Origin of the sequence: Shinella zoogloeoides, assembly GCF_020883495.1 — a bacterium.
Classification (GTDB): Bacteria; Pseudomonadota; Alphaproteobacteria; order Rhizobiales; family Rhizobiaceae; genus Shinella; species Shinella zoogloeoides.
The window spans coordinates 3,659,615-3,675,608 of record NZ_CP086610.1 but is presented as its reverse complement, the minus strand read 5'-3'; the positions used below and the strand labels follow the sequence as shown (position 1 = coordinate 3,675,608).

Sequence of the window (15,994 nt, the reverse complement as noted above, 5' to 3'; positions counted from 1 at the left end):
TTGGCCAATCCTAGCGGATATGGTTGCTCAACAAAAGCGGTCGCCGGTGCGATTGCAGCCCGGCAAAGGAGGCCGTCCATGACCGATCACAGCATCAAAGGCAAAACCGTCATCATCGCCGGAGGGGCGAAGAACCTCGGCGGACTGATCGCCCGCGATCTCGCCGCCCATGGCGCGAAAGCCATTGCGATCCACTACAACAGCGCCGCCAGCAAGGCGGATGCCGATGCGACCGTTGCCGCCGTCAAGGCTGCGGGCGCGGAAGCGGTGGCCTTCCAGGCCGACCTGACCAGCGCCGGGGCCGTCGAGAAACTGTTCGCCGATGCTGTCGCCGCCATCGGCCGTCCGGACATCGCCATCAACACCGTCGGCAAGGTACTGAAGAAGCCCATCGTCGAGATCAGCGAGGCCGAATATGACGGGATGAGCGCCGTCAACTCCAAGACGGCCTTCTTCTTCATCAAGGAAGCCGGCAAGCACCTGAACGACAACGGCAAGCTGGAGACGGTCGTCACCTCTTTGCTCGGCGCCTTCACGCCCTTCTATTCTAGCTATGCCGGCACCAAGGCTCCGGTCGAACACTTTACCCGCGCAGCCTCCAAGGAGTTCGGCGAGCGTGGCATCTCAGTGACGGCAATTGGTCCAGGTCCGATGGATACGCCGTTCTTCTATCCGGCCGAAGGCGCCGATGCCGTCGCCTACCATAAGACCGCCGCAGCTCTGTCGGGATACTCGAAGACCGGCCTCACCGACATTGAGGACATCGTCCCGTATATTCGCTTCATGGTCTCTGACGGCTGGTGGATGACGGGCCAGACGATTCTCGTCAATGGCGGCTACACCACGAAATAGAGTCCTATGTAGTTCTCGATTACCTCCCTGAAGCGCCGTATGGGCAGAGCCATGTCTTGGCGGGGCACCGGACATTCGGCGCGGCGATCTCTTTCAGGGCGACGGGAGGTCAGGAGGCAGCAACGTTGGCTTGGCGGGAGGAGACGAAGCCGCTGAACCCTGCCGTGGCGCCGGCTTTTCGGTGCGGGAGGGCACCATTTTCTCCGTTGTCTGACCGTGCCTCGATCGCTCCAAACGGTCTCTCCAATGGCCTGATCTGGCTGAAGACCGGCTTCGCCTCGATCGCCTATGCCGCAACAGCCGCGTCAAACTTTCTTCCCCTGCCGGCTGCGCCGTCATTCCGCGCGCAACAAGAAAGCCCTCCTTGGCTGTCTAGCCCCATTCTCACCCCCAGCGCGCAACTGCGCCGGGGACCCTGAGCAAGGGGTGCGCCGTCGATCGCCTCCGGCCTGCCGATCGCCATCGAGACCGCATGGTGCGGGCTCGGGAACGGAAAACGGAGATTTACAATGGCGACCATCGGCACCTTTAAGAAGACCGGCTCGAACGAGTTCACCGGCGACATCGTCACCCTCAGCGTCCAGGCCAAGAACGTGCGCATCGTCCCCGACCAGCGCGCCGCCGGCGAGAACGCCCCCAGCCACCGGGTCCTGGTCGGCCGCGCCGAGATCGGCGCCGCCTGGTCCAAGCGCTCCAACGAGGGTCGCGACTATCTGGGCCTCAAGCTCGACGATCCGAGCTTCAACGCCCCGATCTACGCCAACCTCTTCGACGACGAGGGCGAAGATACCTTCTCGCTAATCTGGTCCCGCCCCAACGGCAGGCGCGCCGACTGAGGCTCCCCCGCAAGGCCCCGACCCAAAGGTCGGGGCCTTCATTCAGAACGACCGAATCAGTTTCACTGGATCGCTCCCTAGCGACGGAACCAGCAGCGCCTTTTGGCTCGCAAAATAAGCCAAGAACGACTATTATAGTCGTAGTTCTGGCGTGTAGAAAAGTAGGGACCTTCGAGACATCCTTGTTTTTGACTTTCGATCACGAGGATAATCGCGATGATGACATTCCGACGGGAAGTTTCACATAAGCTGCGCGTTCTTCAACATGCCGAGCGTCACGGTGACGTATCGCAAACCTGCCGCTATTTCGGTATTGGCAGAGCCAGTTTCTATCGATGGAAATCGGCTTTCGAGCGCTATGGCGAGGCCGGGCTTGAGAACCGATCCTCCGCACCAAAAAATCCCGCTAACCAGAAGCCTGCAGAAATCATCGAGAAAGTCTTGCATCTGCGCACCAGATATCATCTCGGCCCGATGCGCATTTCCTGGTATATGAGCCGGTACCATGCCATCACCATCTCTGACGCCTGCATCTATAGAATTCTGAAGCGGAACGGGCTTAGTCGGCTTCCCGGCGGTACGCGTGTTAGGAAAATCCATACCCAGAGATACGAGCAGCGCGTGCCGGGGCATCAGATATAGGTCGACGTAAAATTCCTGAAATTTGAAGGCGTTGACGGCAAGGTCGTCAAGCGCTTCCAATACACGGCAATCGACGATGCCACCCGCATCCGGGCCTTGAAGGTCTATGATCGCCACACCCAGGCCAACGCCATAGACTTCATCGACACCGTAATCGCCAAATTCCCGTTCCGCATTCGCGAAGTGCGCACCGATAATGGGCACGAGTTCCAGGCCAAATTCCACTGGCACGTCGAAGACCAGGGCATCCGGCACGCCTATATCAAGCCAGCGTCGCCCCAACTAAATGGAAAAGTCGAACGGTCACACCGCACTGATGATCAAGAGTTCTACCAGCTTTTGTCATATACAGACGACACCGACCTCGTTCAAAAGCTCAGCGAATGGGAGAGGTTCTACAACCTTGCAAGGCCGCATGGCGCTTTCAATGGAAAGGCACCTTACGAAATCCTCCGCGAACGCCTATAATCCAAACAAGGATGTCTCATCGCCCTTCAGAAGATTACATCGACTTCTATGTTCGACCGACGCCGAACCTGGAAGGAAAAGACGATGCGTGAGACTATTCGCTTTGCATGGGGGATCAGCTCCCTTGGCGACTTTGTGGTCGCCATGTCCGAGAAGGGTACACGACGTTAATCTCCGCCCGCGATTGACAATCTCAATATATCCGATAATCTGGATATATGGATAACAACACAGCAATTGCGGCGCTCGGCGCCTTGGCACAGACCACGCGACTGGAGACCTTCCGCCTTCTTGTCCGGCACGAACCCGACGGCATCCCGGCCGGTGAGCTCGCCCGCCTCATCGACGTACCGCAAAACACCATGTCGGCGCATCTCGCAACGCTTTCGCGGGCAGGCTTGGTGACGAGCGAGCGGCAGAGGCGGTCGATCATCTACCGGGCAAACCTCAACGGCCTGCGTGAGCTGACGCTATTCCTCCTGAAAGACTGCTGTGGCGGATCGACGGAGCTTTGCGCCCCGCTCATCGCCGAGTTGACGCCCTGCTGCGCCCCGGAGGCGAAGCTGTCATGAGCGCGATCAGGTTGGAGCGGATTGAGGGCAACGACGCTGACCTCAAGGCAGCCTTGACGGACGCGCATCTGCCAACTGATGACATCGAGGATCACGGCCGCACCTTCTTCAGGGCGCAGTCATCGGATGGCAGGGCTGTCGGTTTCATCGGTGTCGAGCGCTGCGGCGACGATTTTCTCCTCCGTTCGGTCGTCGTGCTTCCCGATCATCGAGGGCAAGGACTGGGGAGCGCTTTGGTCGAGCGGGCGGTGGCGGGTCTCGACCATGCCGGCGACGTCTTCCTTGCCACGACGAGTGCAGCACCGTTCTTCACGCGCATCGGATTTCTGAAGTCCAGCGGAACAGCGTTCCCGCAGCCGTGCTGGCGACCCGCCAGCTTTCCTCCATCTGCCCATCATCGGCGACCATCATGAGGCTTATCAAGCCGCCGACCTAACCACGGACCACGACCATGACCGATAAGACCTACAACGTGCTGTTCCTCTGCACGGGCAATTCCGCTCGTTCTATTCTCGCCGAATCCATCCTCAACAAGGAGGGCGGCGGACGATTCAAAGCCTTCTCCGCCGGCAGCCAGCCCAAGGGCGAAGTCAATCCGCATGCCCTGAAGGAGCTGGAAGCGTTGGGCTATCCATCGACGGGTTTCTCCTCGAAGAGCTGGGACGTATTCGCGGAACCCGGCGCGCCGCAGATGGATTTCATCTTCACCGTCTGCGACAGCGCCGCCGGTGAAGCCTGCCCGGTCTGGATCGGCCATCCGATGACCGCCCATTGGGGTGTCGAGGACCCTGCCGCCGTCACGGGCTCGGACGTCGAGATCCAGCGTGCCTTCGCTCAAGCCGCGCGTTTCCTCAAGAACCGGATTGCCGCGTTCGTCAGCCTGCCGCTGGCATCCATCGATCACATGGCGCTTGAGACGAAGCTTCGCCAGATCGGTGCGATGGAAGGCGCGACGTCGCCGCAGGGAAAGTCCGCCTGATGTCCACGTTCGAGCGCTATCTGACCATCTGGGTGTTCCTGTGCATCATTGCCGGTGTCGCCCTCGGCCATCTCATGCCCGGTCTCTTTCAGATCATCGGCGCGGCCGAGGTTGCCAAGGTGAACATTCCCGTCGCGATTCTGATCTGGCTGATGATCATTCCGATGCTGCTCAAGATCGATTTCCGGTCTCTGGCGCAGGTCGGCACCTACTGGCGCGGTATCGGCGTGACCTTGTTCATCAACTGGGCTGTCAAGCCGTTCTCCATGGCGCTGCTCGGCTGGCTTTTCATCGGCTGGCTATTCCGCCCCTACCTGCCTGCCGACCAGATCGACTCCTACATTGCGGGACTAATCATTCTCGCCGCGGCTCCCTGTACCGCTATGGTGTTCGTCTGGAGCAACCTGACGCGCGGGGAGCCATTGTTCACGCTGTCTCAGGTCGCGTTGAACGATGCCATCATGGTCGTCGCCTTTGCTCCGATCGTCGGCCTGCTGCTCGGCCTCTCCGCCATCACCGTGCCGTGGGATACGCTCGTTCTCTCCGTCGCCCTCTATATCATCCTGCCCGTTATTATCGCACAGTTCATCCGCCGCCGGCTCTCGGCTGACGGAACGACGCGGAGGCTGGCTGGCGTGCTGGCGAAGCTGCAGCCGATCTCACTGGTGGCGCTGCTGGCGACGCTGGTTCTGCTCTTCGCTTTTCAGGGCGAGCAGATCATCGCCCAGCCCGCCGTCATCGGCTTGCTCGCCGTGCCGATCCTGATCCAAGTCTATTTGAACTCCGGGCTCGCTTATCTGCTCAATCGGATGACCGGCGAGCGGCATTGCGTTGCCGGGCCATCGGCTCTGATCGGCGCCAGCAATTTCTTCGAACTCGCGGTTGCCGCCGCCATCAGCCTGTTCGGCTTCCAGTCCGGCGCGGCACTCGCCACCGTCGTCGGCGTTCTCATCGAGGTTCCGGTCATGCTCTCGGTCGTCTGGATCGTGAACCGTTCGAAGGACTGGTACGAGGCCGCCCCCGCTGTTTCCAGAACCACCGCCACCGAAAAGCACTGACCATGGACGCGACCATCTATCACAACCCCGCCTGCGGGACGTCCCGCAACACGCTGGCGCTGATCCGCGCTGCCGGCATCGAACCTGTTGTCATCGAGTATTTGCAGCAGCCGCCGACGCGCGAGCAGCTTGCGACGATGATCGCGGACGCTGGCTTGAACGTTCGGGAAGCTATTCGCGAGAAAGGCACGCCTTATGCCGAACTCGGTCTGGACAACCCAGACCTGACTGACGAGCAGTTGCTCGACGCGATGATCGCAACGCCGATCCTGATCAATCGCCCCTTCGTCGTGACACCGCTCGGCACCCGGCTCGCCCGCCCGTCTGAAGCGGTACTCGACATTCTGCCCGACACCTTCAAGGAGCCGTTCTTCAAGGAGGACGGTGAACAGGTTCTCGATCAGGAAGGAAAGCGCATTGCCTGACACATTTCCCGCATTGCAGGGCGATCACCTGCACTCGACCGATCTCGACGCCCTGCGTCCGGCATTCTCGACGCACAGGCCGCGCATCCTGATCCTCTACGGTTCGTTGCGCGAGATATCCTATAGCCGCCTGCTCGCATTCGAGGCCCGCCGGCTGCTCGAACGGCTCGGATGTGAGGTTCGCATGTTTGACCCAAGGGGTCTGCCGCTGCCTGACGAAGCGCCGGTAAGTCATCCGAAAGTGCAAGAATTGCGCGATCTTTCGCAATGGTCGGAAGGGCAGGTCTGGGTGAGCCCGGAACGCCATGGCGCGATGACCGGCATCATGAAGTCCCAGATCGACTGGATTCCACTCTCGGTAGGATCGGTCCGGCCGACGCAGGGCAAAACCCTCGCCGTCATGCAGGTCTCGGGCGGCAGCCAGTCCTTCAATGCCGTGAACCAGATGCGCATTCTCGGCCGCTGGATGCGGATGGTCACCATCCCGAACCAATCCTCGGTCGCCAAAGCCTATCAGGAGTTCGACGCCGATGGCCGGATGAAGCCCTCGTCCTACTACGACCGGGTGGTGGATGTCTGTGAGGAGCTGGTGAAGTTCACCGTCCTCACGCGCGACGCCTCCGCCTACCTCACCGACCGCTACAGTGAGCGCAAGGAACAGGCGGCCGAGCTTGAGAAGCGTGTATCGTTGCGGTCGATTTGAAGGGCTTCGCTCATGTCGGATGCGCGAACGTCATGCCTCGTGCCACAGCCAGAATGCTGACCGAAGCCTGCGCTTGCAAAACTTGACGTTGGAATCCGTCGATCGGGAGACGCAAGTGCCATCACATACATGCCGGTGTGCCCGCCGACCAACAGCCGTTGCGGTCAATACGGCCCGTTAGCCCCCACCAACGGAACCATCAAAATCCAAGCGCCCATGGTTGCAATCGCTTCTTATCCAGAGCCCGGCACGGTTCATCCGCCAAATACCAGAATGGCGCGGCGCGACAGGGGTAGAACACCTCTTGCCTCCATTGGGACCATCGTGAAGATTACCGTTCCTACGCAGGGTTTGCTCTTTCCATAGAGTTCCAGGGAAACATTCCATGAGCCGACAGACAGATGCGATCCTCACCCTTTGCCGTGCGCTGCCGCCCACCCGTATCGCGATCGTGCATCCGGTAAAGGCCAATGTCATTGCCGCCAGCTTCGAGGCGGTGCAGGAAGATCTGGTAACGCCGGTGCTCATCGGCCCGGCGGCGCGGATAACCGACGCGGCCAGAGAGGCCGGGGTCGATATCGCGGGGTGGGAGATCGTCGATACCGAGCACAGCCATGCGGCGGCGGCCAAGGCGGCGGAACTGGCCGCGAGCGGCCATGTGGGTGCCTTCATGAAGGGTTCGCTGCATACGGACGAGCTTCTGGGCGAGATCGTGAAGGCCGGCGCGGGGCTGCGCACGGAGCGGCGCATCTCGCACTGCTACCTCATGAGCATCGCATCCTATCCGAAACCGTTCATGATCACCGATGCCGCCGTCAACATCCTGCCCGATCTCGCGGTGAAGGCGGATATCGTCCAGAACGCGGTCGATCTCTGGCGCGTGGTGTTCGGCGAGGCGCGCGCGCCGAAGGTCGCCGCTCTCGCGGCGGTGGAAACGGTCAATCCCAAGATGCAGGCGACCCTCGACGCCGCAGCACTCTGCAAGATGGCGGACCGCCGGCAGATCACCGGCTGCCTGATCGACGGGCCGCTTGCCTTCGACAATGCGATCAGCCCGCAGGCAGCACGGGAGAAGGGCATAGAATCGGCCGTCGCCGGCGATGCTGACATCCTTCTCGTTCCCGATATCGAGGCCGGCAACATGCTGGCGAAGCAGCTCACGTTTCTTGGCAGCGCTGAGGCGGCCGGCATCGTGCTGGGCGCCCGCGTCCCCATCGTTCTGACAAGCCGGGCCGACGACCAGCGCACGCGCCTCCTGTCCTGCGCGCTTGCCTGCCTCCTCGCGGATGCCCGCGCCAAGGGCCGCATCAAATGACTGACGTCCTGCTCGTTCTCAATACCGGTTCGTCGAGCCTGAAATTCGAAGTTTTCGGCTATGAGGCACTCGACAAGCTCGCCAAGGGCAAGGTCACCGGCATCGGCACCGAGGCCAGGCTGAGCGCGACGGTCGTGGCAAGCGATGTCCATGTCGACAGGGCGCTTGCAGCGAACGACCACGAGACCGCCATGGCCGCGGTGATCGACCTCATCGACCGATACGACGACGCATGGCGCATGGTGGCGACGGTACACCGGATCGTGCATGGCGGCGCCGATTTCGTCGCGCCTGTCGTCGTCACGCCCGGGATTCTCGATCGGCTTGCGGCGCTGGCGCCCCTCGCGCCATTGCACCAGCCCTACAATCTCGCGGGCATCGCGGCGTCGGACCGCCTGTCGGACGCCCCGGACATCGCCTGTTTCGATACCGCCTTCCACGCCGGCCATGCACCGCTCTTCCAGGTCTTCGCCGTCGATGCGACGCTGCGGGATCGGGGCATCCGCCGCTACGGATTCCACGGCCTGTCCTACGAGTGGATTGCCCGCGTGCTCGCAAGTGAACACCCCGATCTTGCGCGCGGCCGGGTCGTGGTCGGGCATCTCGGCAATGGCGCAAGCCTGTGTGCCCTGAAGGACGGCGCAAGCGTCGACACGACCATGGGCATGACCGCGCTCGACGGTCTGCCGATGGGGAGCCGCACCGGTGCGATCGATCCCGGCGCGGTCACCTACATGCTGCGCAATCTCGGCATGGGCATCGACGATGTGGAACATGCGCTCTACGAGCGCTCCGGCCTGAAGGGCCTGTCCGGCCTCAGCAACGACGTGAAGGCCCTGCTCGAAAGCGCGGATCCGCGCGCCGGCTTCGCCCTCGACTATTTTGCCCTGAAGGTAGCGCAGTTCGCGGCCATGATGGCAGTGTCCATGGGTGGACTCGACGCCGTCGTCTTCACGGGGGGCGTCGGGGAAAATGCGGGACCGGTTCGCGATGCGATCCTCGCCCGGCTGGAATTCCTGCGGCCGTTCCGGACCTTGATCGTCCCGGCGAACGAGGAACGCATGCTTGCGATCCACGGCAAGGCATTGCTGGAGGCAGGACGGGGCGGCTGATCCGGTCCTCGATGGCGAGGCCCCGCGCAACACTTGACCAGGATCAATATATGCCGCGTTATCGGCGCTATGCTTCCGACCGCTTGCCTGGAACGGAAGGAATGTACGCGTGTTTTATCAATCCATTCTCGTCAATCTCGATATCGAGCGGCCGGTCGAGCCGATCACGGAGGCCGCGGTCGATCTGGCGTCTCGCTCGGGTGCTCGGCTCATAGGGCTTTGCGCCGCCGGAACGCTCGCAGAGCGCATGGAGGAGGCTCGCGCCACGTTCCTCCATCTGGCGGCAAACAGGATCGAGGCGGAATGGCGCGGCGAAACGATGGCGCCGACCGAGGCGGTCGTGGCGGCCGCCCGTGTCGCCGATCTGGTGCTGATGGCGGCCGGAGACCGCGCGGACCCGGCGACCGTCGTCCTGCGTGCCGGCCGGCCTCTTCTGGTGGTCGGGAGCGACTGCGACACGATTGCGACACGAAAGATCGTCATCGGCTGGAAGGACACCCGCGAGGCCCGCCGCGCGATTGCGGATGCGCTTCCCCTGCTCTCGGTCGCCTATGACGTCGCCGTCGTCTCCGTTTCCCCGGAGCCCGCGCCGGCCGAGAGGCAGAGCCTCTCCGATATCGTTTCCTATCTCGCCCGGCACAATGTGAAGGCCAGGCCGCAGATGATCAAAAGCGCCGACGAAACGATCGGCTTTCTGCAATTCGTCGACGAAAGCGACGCCGATATCGTCGTCACCGGCGCCTATGGTCATAGCCGCCTGCGGGAATGGGTGTTCGGCGGAATCACGGGCCTGCTTCTCGAAGAGAACACGCGCACCCGCTTTCTTTCCTGTTGATCCGCGGAACGCGACCGGCGCCTACACCGGCGTGTCGGCCGACGACGTGGCCGCAACCGGTGGCGACGTCTCCAACCCATCCTCCGGCGCACGGACGGATGCGGCCCTGTCCACTGGCCGCCGGATCGGATCCGACAACAGCGGAAGCCGTTGAGGACCACGAGCACGGTCCCGCCTTCATGTCCGACCACCGCCAGCGGCAGAGGCAGAGGCAGAGGCAGATCGAAGAACAACCCGCCCGTTACCAGCACCAGCATGGCGCAGATCGCGACGACGAGGTTCTGCCGGATGATCGCGGCGGTCCGGCGCGCCAGATGCTGCGCATCGGCCAGCTTCTTCATGTCTTCCGACAAGAGGGCGACATCGGCGGCCTGAAGGGCGACCTCCGAGCCGGCCGCGCCCATGGCGATGCCGACATCGGCGCGGGCAAGAGCGGCCGCGTCATTGACACCGTCGCCGACGAAGGCCACGGTGCCGCCACCCGCCAGTTCCCCCACATGACGCACCTTGTCTTGCGGCAGCATTTCGGCATGAATCTCGTCGGGAGCAAGGCCGAGCAGCGCGCCGATCCGCAAGGCCACCGGCCGGCGGTCTCCGGTCATCATGACGATGCGGCACACGCCGCCGGCCCGCAGCGCGGCGAGCGCCGGGGCCGAGCTCGCCCTCGCCTCGTCCGCCACGCCGACGGCGCCGAGAACGGTCGGTCCACGTCCCAGATAGACGACGGTCTCGGCGCTGTCGGTCAGTTCCCGAAGCCGGGCGTGGTCGACGGACGCCCCCATGTCCCGAACGAGATGAAGATTGCCGGCCCAGAGGACACCAAGCGCATCCGACCCGACGATCCCTGCGCTTGGGCGCGCGCTGACATCCACGACATGCGCCGGCGCGATGCCACGTGCAGCCGCCTCCCGGCGTATGGCCGCCGCGACATGATGCTCGGAATGGGCTTCGAGCCCGGCGAGCAACGACAGGAAGCCGCATTCGTCCGCGTCCAGCGCGACGATCCGCGTCACGGCCGCCCGGCCGTTGGTGAGGGTGCCGGTCTTGTCGAAGGCGAAGATATCGACGGCGGCCAGTGTTTCGAGCGCGCCGCCGAGAGCGCAGACAGGATCGCTGCAGGCACCGATATGACGATCGCACAGGGGCTGGCCGCGACCAGCAGCGTCGCGGCCCGATAGAGCGCCTGCTCCCAATCGCGCTCCACCCCGTAGAAAACGGCGAAGGCTAGAGCGGCGCCGAGGAGCACCGCGACGATATAGCGCTGTCCGAACCAGGCGCTGAAACGCTCGGAGGGGGCCTTGGCCTCCTGGGCTTCCGTGACCAGCCGGATCATGCGGGCGATCGTGCTGTCGCCGATCGTTCTTGCGACCGCCACTTCCAGAATGCCGTCCAGATTGACGGTGGCCTCGAACACCTGCTGGCCCGGCTCTTTGGAAACGGGCATGGATTCACCGGTGATATTGGCCTCGTCGATACCGCCGCGTCCCTGCAGGATGACGCCATCGGCCGGCACGCGGGCGCCGGGCCGCAGGATCACGACATCCCCGACGACAAGCTCCGCTGCGGGAACCTCCAGCACCGAGCCATCGGCCTGCCAGCGGAACGCCGTTTCGGGACGAAGCGCCATCAGCGCCTCGACGGCGCGGCGCGCACGGCCGAGCGCCTGGTGCTCAAGCGTCGTCGACACGCTTAACAGCGTCAACAGCACCGCGCCATCGACATCGCGCCGGCCACCAGCCCGGCGACACCGGCGACGAGGATTTCCTGCGATGCAGCGGTCGCCGCCGCGACACCGACGATGAGGCTCGACGTCGAGATCAGCCCGTCATTGGCACCCAGCACCGCCGCGCGGAGCCAGCCGATACGTTCGATGAGTTGGCTTTCCCTGTGGACGGCGCGCATGGCATCTCCGATTTCAGCAGATCGGCTGTGGTTACACGACTTCAGGCAATGGATTTAGAATTATTCTAAATGTATGCCATAGAGACGGCAGCACATCAATCTTCGCGGCGCTTTCTTCCCGTCACCATGGCGCGAACGAGGTTTTCCCGGTGCTCGACGCTGGCTAGAACAACGCCGGCGATATGCAGGGCGACCAGCCCGATGGTCGAATAGACAAGGGCCTTATGGACATCCTCCACCCAGCCGACACCCCAATAGGCATCCGTGGTCATCATATAGCCGGTGGTCACGATGCCGGACACCGCCGCGAGCAACAGAACGACCATGGCGCCCCCCGCCGGATTGTGGCCGAGATACCGCTTGGCGCGGAAGGCGAGGCTGTCACGGAGGAACGCGAGAATCGTCGTAGGGGCATAGAGGAAATTGGCGAAGCGGGCGTGATGCGGCCCCAGCAGCCCCCAGACCAGGCGCAAGGCGATCAGCCCGGCGATGGCATAGCCGGAGAGGATATGGGCCTTCTTCCATTCGTCGCCGGTGACGAAGGAGAAAACGAAGAGGCAGACCAGCGACCAGTGAAAGACCCGCACGAGCGGGTCCCACACCTTGACGCTTTCCCCCGCCCCGCTGGTTCGGGAGAGTGGCGCCATCATTCCGCTCCTTCCGAGCCGACCGGCTCGCCGGTCTGCGGATTGAAGATCGTCTCGACCTTGGCGCCCTTGGCATCGATCGCATAGACTTCGTAGCAGCCGTTCTCGACCTTTATCCGCCGGACGTCGAGGCCCATCGCCTTGGCCTTGTCCTTCATGGCATCCTCGGTCATCCATTTGTCCTTCGGCACGTCGCAGCTCTTGCCCTCATCTTCGGCACGGGCCGCACCGGCGGCAAAAAGGCCGAGAAGGGCGGTTGCGAGAAGAATTGTCTTCATGGAATTTCTCCTTGTGGCCGGCCGGAGCACCCTGCCCCGACGCTGGACGCACCATAGGCAGCCGTGGCTGAGCGATGGCTGACGGGAAATGTCAGCAAAATTTCAGCCTCGCCGTGCTAGGCTTCGAACATGCGTGTGCTCTTCATGTCCGTCATCACCCTTTCCCTTGCCGGGCTCCTTTCGGCCGGCGCAATCGCTCATGCAGACGATGAGGGGGACGACGCGGACGGACGCACCCTCGACGCCGTTCAGGAGGCGGTCGAGAAGGGCGCGATCAAACCGTTTTCCGAGTTGCGCGACATCGTCAGCCGGCGTTTCCGGGGCGATATCGTCCGCGTGGAACCACGCCGGAAGCACGGGATCTTCCTCTACAAATTCAAGGTTCTGTCGCCCGAAGGGCAGCTCGTCGAAATAGAGATCGACGCAGCGAGCGGCACGATCCTCGAAGTCGAGAACGAATGATGCGCATCCTGCTCGTTGAAGACGACCGGCTGATCGCCCGCGATCTCATCGCCCATCTGGAGCGGGCGGGCTATGTCGTGGACCATGCCCGCGACGGCGAAGACGGCTGGTATCGCGGCGACAGCGAGGATTTCGCCGCCGCCATCCTCGATCTCGGCCTCCCCTCCATGGATGGCATGACGATCCTGAAACGCTGGCGCAAGGACGGGCGCCGCTTCCCCGTCCTCATCCTGACGGCGCGCGGCAATTGGGAAGAGCGCGTGGAAGGCATCGATGCCGGGGCGGACGACTATCTCGCCAAGCCCTTCCAGATCGCGGAAGTCCTCGCCCGCCTGCGCGCTATCCTGCGCCGCTATGCCGGCGAGCCGAGCCCCGTCCTCAGCGCCGGCGGCCTACACCTGGACCCGCGCGTCAAATCGGTGACGCTTGGGGACCGGCCGGTCGACCTGACGCCGCTCGAATATCGCTGCCTGCACCATCTGCTCCAGAACCGCGAGCGCCATGTCAGCCAGCAGGAACTGACCGAGCAGCTCTACGCCCAGGATTTCGACCGCGACAGCAATTCGGTGGAGGTGCTGATCGGCCGGCTGCGGCGCAAGCTGGGCAAGGCTTTCATCGAGACGCGCCGCGGCTACGGCTACCGGATCGCCGCCGCATGAGATGGCCAACCTCCATTCGCAGCCGCCTCCTGCTGATTTCCGCGTTGACCGTGAGCCTCGCGCTGACACTGACCGTCACCTTGCTGGTCTCGCTCTTCTCCAGCAACATCCGCAACCGCATCGATGCGGAGCTGACCAGCCATATCAACACGCTGGCCGGCGCGCTGTCCTTTGCCGCCGACGGCACGCTCCAGCGCCCGGAAAGCCCGCTCGACCAGCGCTTCGCCACGCCCTATGGCGGGCTTTACTGGCAGATCGTCGACGATGCGCGGGGGCAGACCGTCCGCTCGCTGTCGCTGTTCGACACGGCCCTTGCCCTGCCCATGGACAGGCACGCCGAGGGCGCGGTTCATCGCTACCTGCTGCCCGGCCCGGCCGGAAGTTCATTGATCGTCCTCGAGCGGCTCGTGCAGGTCGCTGCACCGGAGGGGAAACGCGCGCTGCGCATCGCGGTCGCCATCGACGCGCAAACGCTGGAGGAGGCCAGAGCCGCCTTCATCCGCGACATCCTGCCGGCCGTCGCCGGGCTCGGCGTCTTCCTCGTCGTCGCGTCGATCCTGCAGCTCACCCTCGGGCTGCGGCCGCTGGCGGCGCTGAACGAAGGGATCGTGCGCATCCGCGAGCGGCGTGCCAACCAGTTGACCGGCGCCTATCCCAGTGAATTCCAGAGCACCGTGGCGGCAGTCAATGCGCTTCTGGATACGCAGGAAGCGATGATGGGCAAGGCGAGGAAGCGCGCGGCCGACCTCGCCCACGGCCTGCGCACGCCGCTGACGGTGCTCTCGAACGATGTCCTCACTCTGCGCGACAAGGGTGAGGCGGCCATGGCGGACGAACTGGAGCACCTGGCGTCCGTCATGCGTAATCATGTGGAACGGGAACTGGCGCTTGCCCGCATCGCCGCCAGCGCGGACCTGCGCCGCTCGGACGCCGACGTAGCCATGATCGTCGGCGAACTTGTGCGCATCCTCAAGCGCTCCCCTTCCGGCGAGCGGCTGCGGTTCGAGATCGACGGCCCAAACACCGAGACCGTGCCCATGGACCCAGCCGACTTTCGCGAACTCATCGGCAACCTGCTCGAAAATGCCGTCAAATGGGCGACGGCCGAAATTCGCGTGCGCTGGAAGCGCAACGAAGACGGCCTGCGTCTGACGATCTCGGACGACGGTCCGGGCGTGCCGGAGCAAGAACTCGGCAATCTCACCCGCCGCGGCTGGCGTCTTGACATGGCATCCCCCGGCTCTGGCCTCGGTCTCTCCATCGTTCGTGAAATCGTCGATGTCTATCGCATCGGTTTTATGCTGCGGAACAGAAAGGCCGATAGCGGGCTGGAAGCCGAGCTTCTGTTCGCTCATACATGATGCAAACCGTCACGCAGATGGACGCCCCCCATCGACTCTCGCGCTTCGGCGTTGCATCCTGCCCTACAGAAACGACACGCGGTTCGTTCCCCACCGCATCCATAGCAATGTAAAATCGAAATGCTCATCCAAGAAGGCGACAAGAGGACTCCGGCAACAGACCTGATGCTGGCTTCAATTCTGGCGTTCGTCGCAGGCGGCGTGAACAGTGCCGGCTACCTTGGCTACCGCTATTTCTCAGCCAACATGACCGGCAATGTCTCGATGGCCTCCGATTTCCTCGCAGTCTCCCGGTCCGACCTGGCACTGGGATTCCTGACGATCGTCGTGATGTTCATCCTTGGTGCCTTCATCGCCTCGTGTCTCATCGAAGTCGGCAAGCGGCAGCTACGTCGTAACATCTACGCCCTCACATTGATCGTCGAAGCCGCGCTTCTGATGCTTGTCGGGCTTTTCATCACCCTGAGCGCACGCTCCCCGAATGGTGTGCTGGTGGTGGGCCTGTTGAGCCTGACCATGGGATTGCAGAATGCGGCATCGACGCGGATTTCCGGCAGTCGCGTAAGAACGACCCACGTTTCGGGTGTAGCAACCGATATCGGGGTGGGCATCGCCATGCTTCTGGGAAACAATTCCAGCTCCGACAGGCTGGCCATCGTGCTGCGCTTGAAACTCCACCTCGTCACGATTGTCTTCTTCGCACTCGGTGGCGTATTTGGCGTTCTTGGATACCAGCACCTCGGGGGATTATCCTTCTGCGCTTTGGCGATGCCTCTACTCCTGCTAAGCATCAGATATCTCCGGTAATGCAGATGGAGAAATGCTGCCCGCTCTGCCGGACGGCGCGCACTTGCAAATTGAGCAGACTGTCGGCTTTGAAGTGTCACA

General features: G+C 63.0%; 17 protein-coding genes and 3 pseudogenes. 16 read left to right on the top strand and 4 right to left on the bottom strand.

The features are described 5' to 3' along the window. Positions 1-78 precede the first annotated feature (78 nt). The 12 genes and pseudogenes from K8M09_RS18050 to K8M09_RS17995 all read left to right on the top strand — a co-directional run bounded on the left by K8M09_RS18050 (position 79) and on the right by K8M09_RS17995 (position 9,797). Positions 79-852, top strand: coding sequence for an SDR family oxidoreductase (locus K8M09_RS18050; protein WP_160788157.1), 774 nt, complete (start codon positions 79-81; stop codon positions 850-852). 509 nt (positions 853-1,361) lie between these two features. Then, the gene (locus tag K8M09_RS18045; protein WP_160788156.1) at positions 1,362-1,688 is read left to right on the top strand and encodes a DUF736 domain-containing protein; all 327 of its coding nucleotides are present in this window, start codon (positions 1,362-1,364) and stop codon (positions 1,686-1,688) included. Between the two features lie 216 nt (positions 1,689-1,904). Continuing rightward, positions 1,905-2,798: pseudogene (locus tag K8M09_RS18040) on the top strand (IS481 family transposase). A gap of 218 nt (positions 2,799-3,016) precedes the next feature. Continuing rightward, on the top strand, positions 3,017-3,370 hold the full coding sequence (locus tag K8M09_RS18035; protein ID WP_160788093.1) for an ArsR/SmtB family transcription factor: 354 nt from the start codon (positions 3,017-3,019) through the stop codon (positions 3,368-3,370). Beyond that, entirely contained in the window at positions 3,367-3,783 is a 417-nt protein-coding gene (locus K8M09_RS18030) for a GNAT family N-acetyltransferase (RefSeq protein WP_229341985.1), read from the top strand. The genes K8M09_RS18035 and K8M09_RS18030 overlap by 4 nt, the downstream gene beginning before the upstream one ends. A 38-nt stretch (positions 3,784-3,821) precedes the next feature. Further along, positions 3,822-4,349: an arsenate reductase ArsC gene (locus tag K8M09_RS18025; RefSeq protein WP_160788092.1), complete on the top strand. Its 528-nt coding sequence runs from the start codon at positions 3,822-3,824 to the stop codon at positions 4,347-4,349. Further along, positions 4,349-5,407: an ACR3 family arsenite efflux transporter gene (arsB, locus tag K8M09_RS18020; protein ID WP_160788091.1), complete on the top strand. Its 1,059-nt coding sequence runs from the start codon at positions 4,349-4,351 to the stop codon at positions 5,405-5,407. Before K8M09_RS18025 ends, arsB begins: the two co-directional genes overlap by 1 nt. Before the next feature lie 2 nt (positions 5,408-5,409). Next, positions 5,410-5,832 carry an arsenate reductase (glutaredoxin) gene (arsC, locus tag K8M09_RS18015; RefSeq protein WP_035219779.1) on the top strand — a complete coding sequence of 141 codons (423 nt, stop codon included), beginning with the start codon at positions 5,410-5,412 and terminating at the stop codon, positions 5,830-5,832. Next, the gene (arsH, locus tag K8M09_RS18010; RefSeq protein WP_160788094.1) at positions 5,807-6,535 is read left to right on the top strand and encodes an arsenical resistance protein ArsH; all 729 of its coding nucleotides are present in this window, start codon (positions 5,807-5,809) and stop codon (positions 6,533-6,535) included. The genes arsC and arsH overlap by 26 nt, the downstream gene beginning before the upstream one ends. Positions 6,536-6,920: 385 nt before the next feature. Continuing rightward, entirely contained in the window at positions 6,921-7,850 is a 930-nt protein-coding gene (locus tag K8M09_RS18005) for a bifunctional enoyl-CoA hydratase/phosphate acetyltransferase (protein WP_160788090.1), read from the top strand. Further along, on the top strand, positions 7,847-8,962 hold the full coding sequence (locus K8M09_RS18000; RefSeq protein ID WP_117371525.1) for an acetate/propionate family kinase: 1,116 nt from the start codon (positions 7,847-7,849) through the stop codon (positions 8,960-8,962). Before K8M09_RS18005 ends, K8M09_RS18000 begins: the two co-directional genes overlap by 4 nt. A gap of 109 nt (positions 8,963-9,071) precedes the next feature. Continuing rightward, a complete protein-coding gene (locus K8M09_RS17995) occupies positions 9,072-9,797 on the top strand; it encodes a universal stress protein (RefSeq protein WP_117371526.1) in 726 nt (241 codons plus the stop codon). A 21-nt stretch (positions 9,798-9,818) separates the two neighbouring features. Here the strand turns inward: K8M09_RS17995 and K8M09_RS17990 are convergent. The 4 genes and pseudogenes from K8M09_RS17990 to K8M09_RS17975 all read right to left on the bottom strand — a co-directional run bounded on the left by K8M09_RS17990 (position 9,819) and on the right by K8M09_RS17975 (position 12,624). Next, a pseudogene (locus K8M09_RS17990) lies at positions 9,819-11,568 on the bottom strand (heavy metal translocating P-type ATPase). Next, positions 11,508-11,699: pseudogene (locus tag K8M09_RS17985) on the bottom strand (VIT1/CCC1 transporter family protein); the annotation flags it as partial. The pseudogenes K8M09_RS17985 and K8M09_RS17990, both read right to left, overlap by 61 nt. A 95-nt stretch (positions 11,700-11,794) precedes the next feature. Beyond that, entirely contained in the window at positions 11,795-12,349 is a 555-nt protein-coding gene (locus tag K8M09_RS17980) for a cytochrome b/b6 domain-containing protein (protein WP_051795984.1), read from the bottom strand. Beyond that, entirely contained in the window at positions 12,346-12,624 is a 279-nt protein-coding gene (locus tag K8M09_RS17975) for a PepSY domain-containing protein (protein WP_035219788.1), read from the bottom strand. Before K8M09_RS17975 ends, K8M09_RS17980 begins: the two co-directional genes overlap by 4 nt. A 129-nt stretch (positions 12,625-12,753) precedes the next feature. Between K8M09_RS17975 and K8M09_RS17970 the strand changes: the two genes are divergently transcribed. From K8M09_RS17970 to K8M09_RS17955, 4 genes are all read left to right on the top strand, one after another. Further along, positions 12,754-13,086 (top strand): PepSY domain-containing protein, encoded by a 333-nt coding sequence (locus tag K8M09_RS17970; RefSeq protein WP_035219790.1) that lies wholly within the window; start codon positions 12,754-12,756, stop codon positions 13,084-13,086. After that, a complete protein-coding gene (locus K8M09_RS17965; protein ID WP_117371557.1) occupies positions 13,086-13,745 on the top strand; it encodes a response regulator transcription factor in 660 nt (219 codons plus the stop codon). Before K8M09_RS17970 ends, K8M09_RS17965 begins: the two co-directional genes overlap by 1 nt. Continuing rightward, complete coding sequence (locus tag K8M09_RS17960) at positions 13,742-15,106, top strand: sensor histidine kinase (RefSeq protein WP_035219791.1); 1,365 nt, start codon at positions 13,742-13,744, stop codon at positions 15,104-15,106. The genes K8M09_RS17965 and K8M09_RS17960 overlap by 4 nt, the downstream gene beginning before the upstream one ends. 120 nt (positions 15,107-15,226) lie before the next feature. After that, positions 15,227-15,913: a YoaK family protein gene (locus K8M09_RS17955; protein WP_035219792.1), complete on the top strand. Its 687-nt coding sequence runs from the start codon at positions 15,227-15,229 to the stop codon at positions 15,911-15,913. Positions 15,914-15,994 lie beyond the last annotated feature (81 nt).

Bases quoted from the DNA above. Each gene is read 5' to 3' on its own strand.
- K8M09_RS17955 (WP_035219792.1), top strand. From the start codon at position 15,227: ATGCTCATCCAAGAAGGCGACAAGAGGACTCCGGCAACAGACCTGATG.
- K8M09_RS17975 (WP_035219788.1), bottom strand. From the start codon at position 12,624: ATGAAGACAATTCTTCTCGCAACCGCCCTTCTCGGCCTTTTTGCCGCC.
- K8M09_RS18005 (WP_160788090.1), top strand. From the start codon at position 6,921: ATGAGCCGACAGACAGATGCGATCCTCACCCTTTGCCGTGCGCTGCCG.
- arsB (WP_160788091.1), top strand. From the start codon at position 4,349: ATGTCCACGTTCGAGCGCTATCTGACCATCTGGGTGTTCCTGTGCATC.
- K8M09_RS18035 (WP_160788093.1), top strand. From the start codon at position 3,017: ATGGATAACAACACAGCAATTGCGGCGCTCGGCGCCTTGGCACAGACC.
- K8M09_RS18045 (WP_160788156.1), top strand. From the start codon at position 1,362: ATGGCGACCATCGGCACCTTTAAGAAGACCGGCTCGAACGAGTTCACC.
- K8M09_RS18030 (WP_229341985.1), top strand. From the start codon at position 3,367: ATGAGCGCGATCAGGTTGGAGCGGATTGAGGGCAACGACGCTGACCTC.
- K8M09_RS17970 (WP_035219790.1), top strand. From the start codon at position 12,754: ATGCGTGTGCTCTTCATGTCCGTCATCACCCTTTCCCTTGCCGGGCTC.
- K8M09_RS17965 (WP_117371557.1), top strand. From the start codon at position 13,086: ATGCGCATCCTGCTCGTTGAAGACGACCGGCTGATCGCCCGCGATCTC.
- K8M09_RS17960 (WP_035219791.1), top strand. From the start codon at position 13,742: ATGAGATGGCCAACCTCCATTCGCAGCCGCCTCCTGCTGATTTCCGCG.
- K8M09_RS18050 (WP_160788157.1), top strand. From the start codon at position 79: ATGACCGATCACAGCATCAAAGGCAAAACCGTCATCATCGCCGGAGGG.
- K8M09_RS18025 (WP_160788092.1), top strand. From the start codon at position 3,822: ATGACCGATAAGACCTACAACGTGCTGTTCCTCTGCACGGGCAATTCC.
- arsC (WP_035219779.1), top strand. From the start codon at position 5,410: ATGGACGCGACCATCTATCACAACCCCGCCTGCGGGACGTCCCGCAAC.
- K8M09_RS18000 (WP_117371525.1), top strand. From the start codon at position 7,847: ATGACTGACGTCCTGCTCGTTCTCAATACCGGTTCGTCGAGCCTGAAA.
- K8M09_RS17980 (WP_051795984.1), bottom strand. From the start codon at position 12,349: ATGATGGCGCCACTCTCCCGAACCAGCGGGGCGGGGGAAAGCGTCAAG.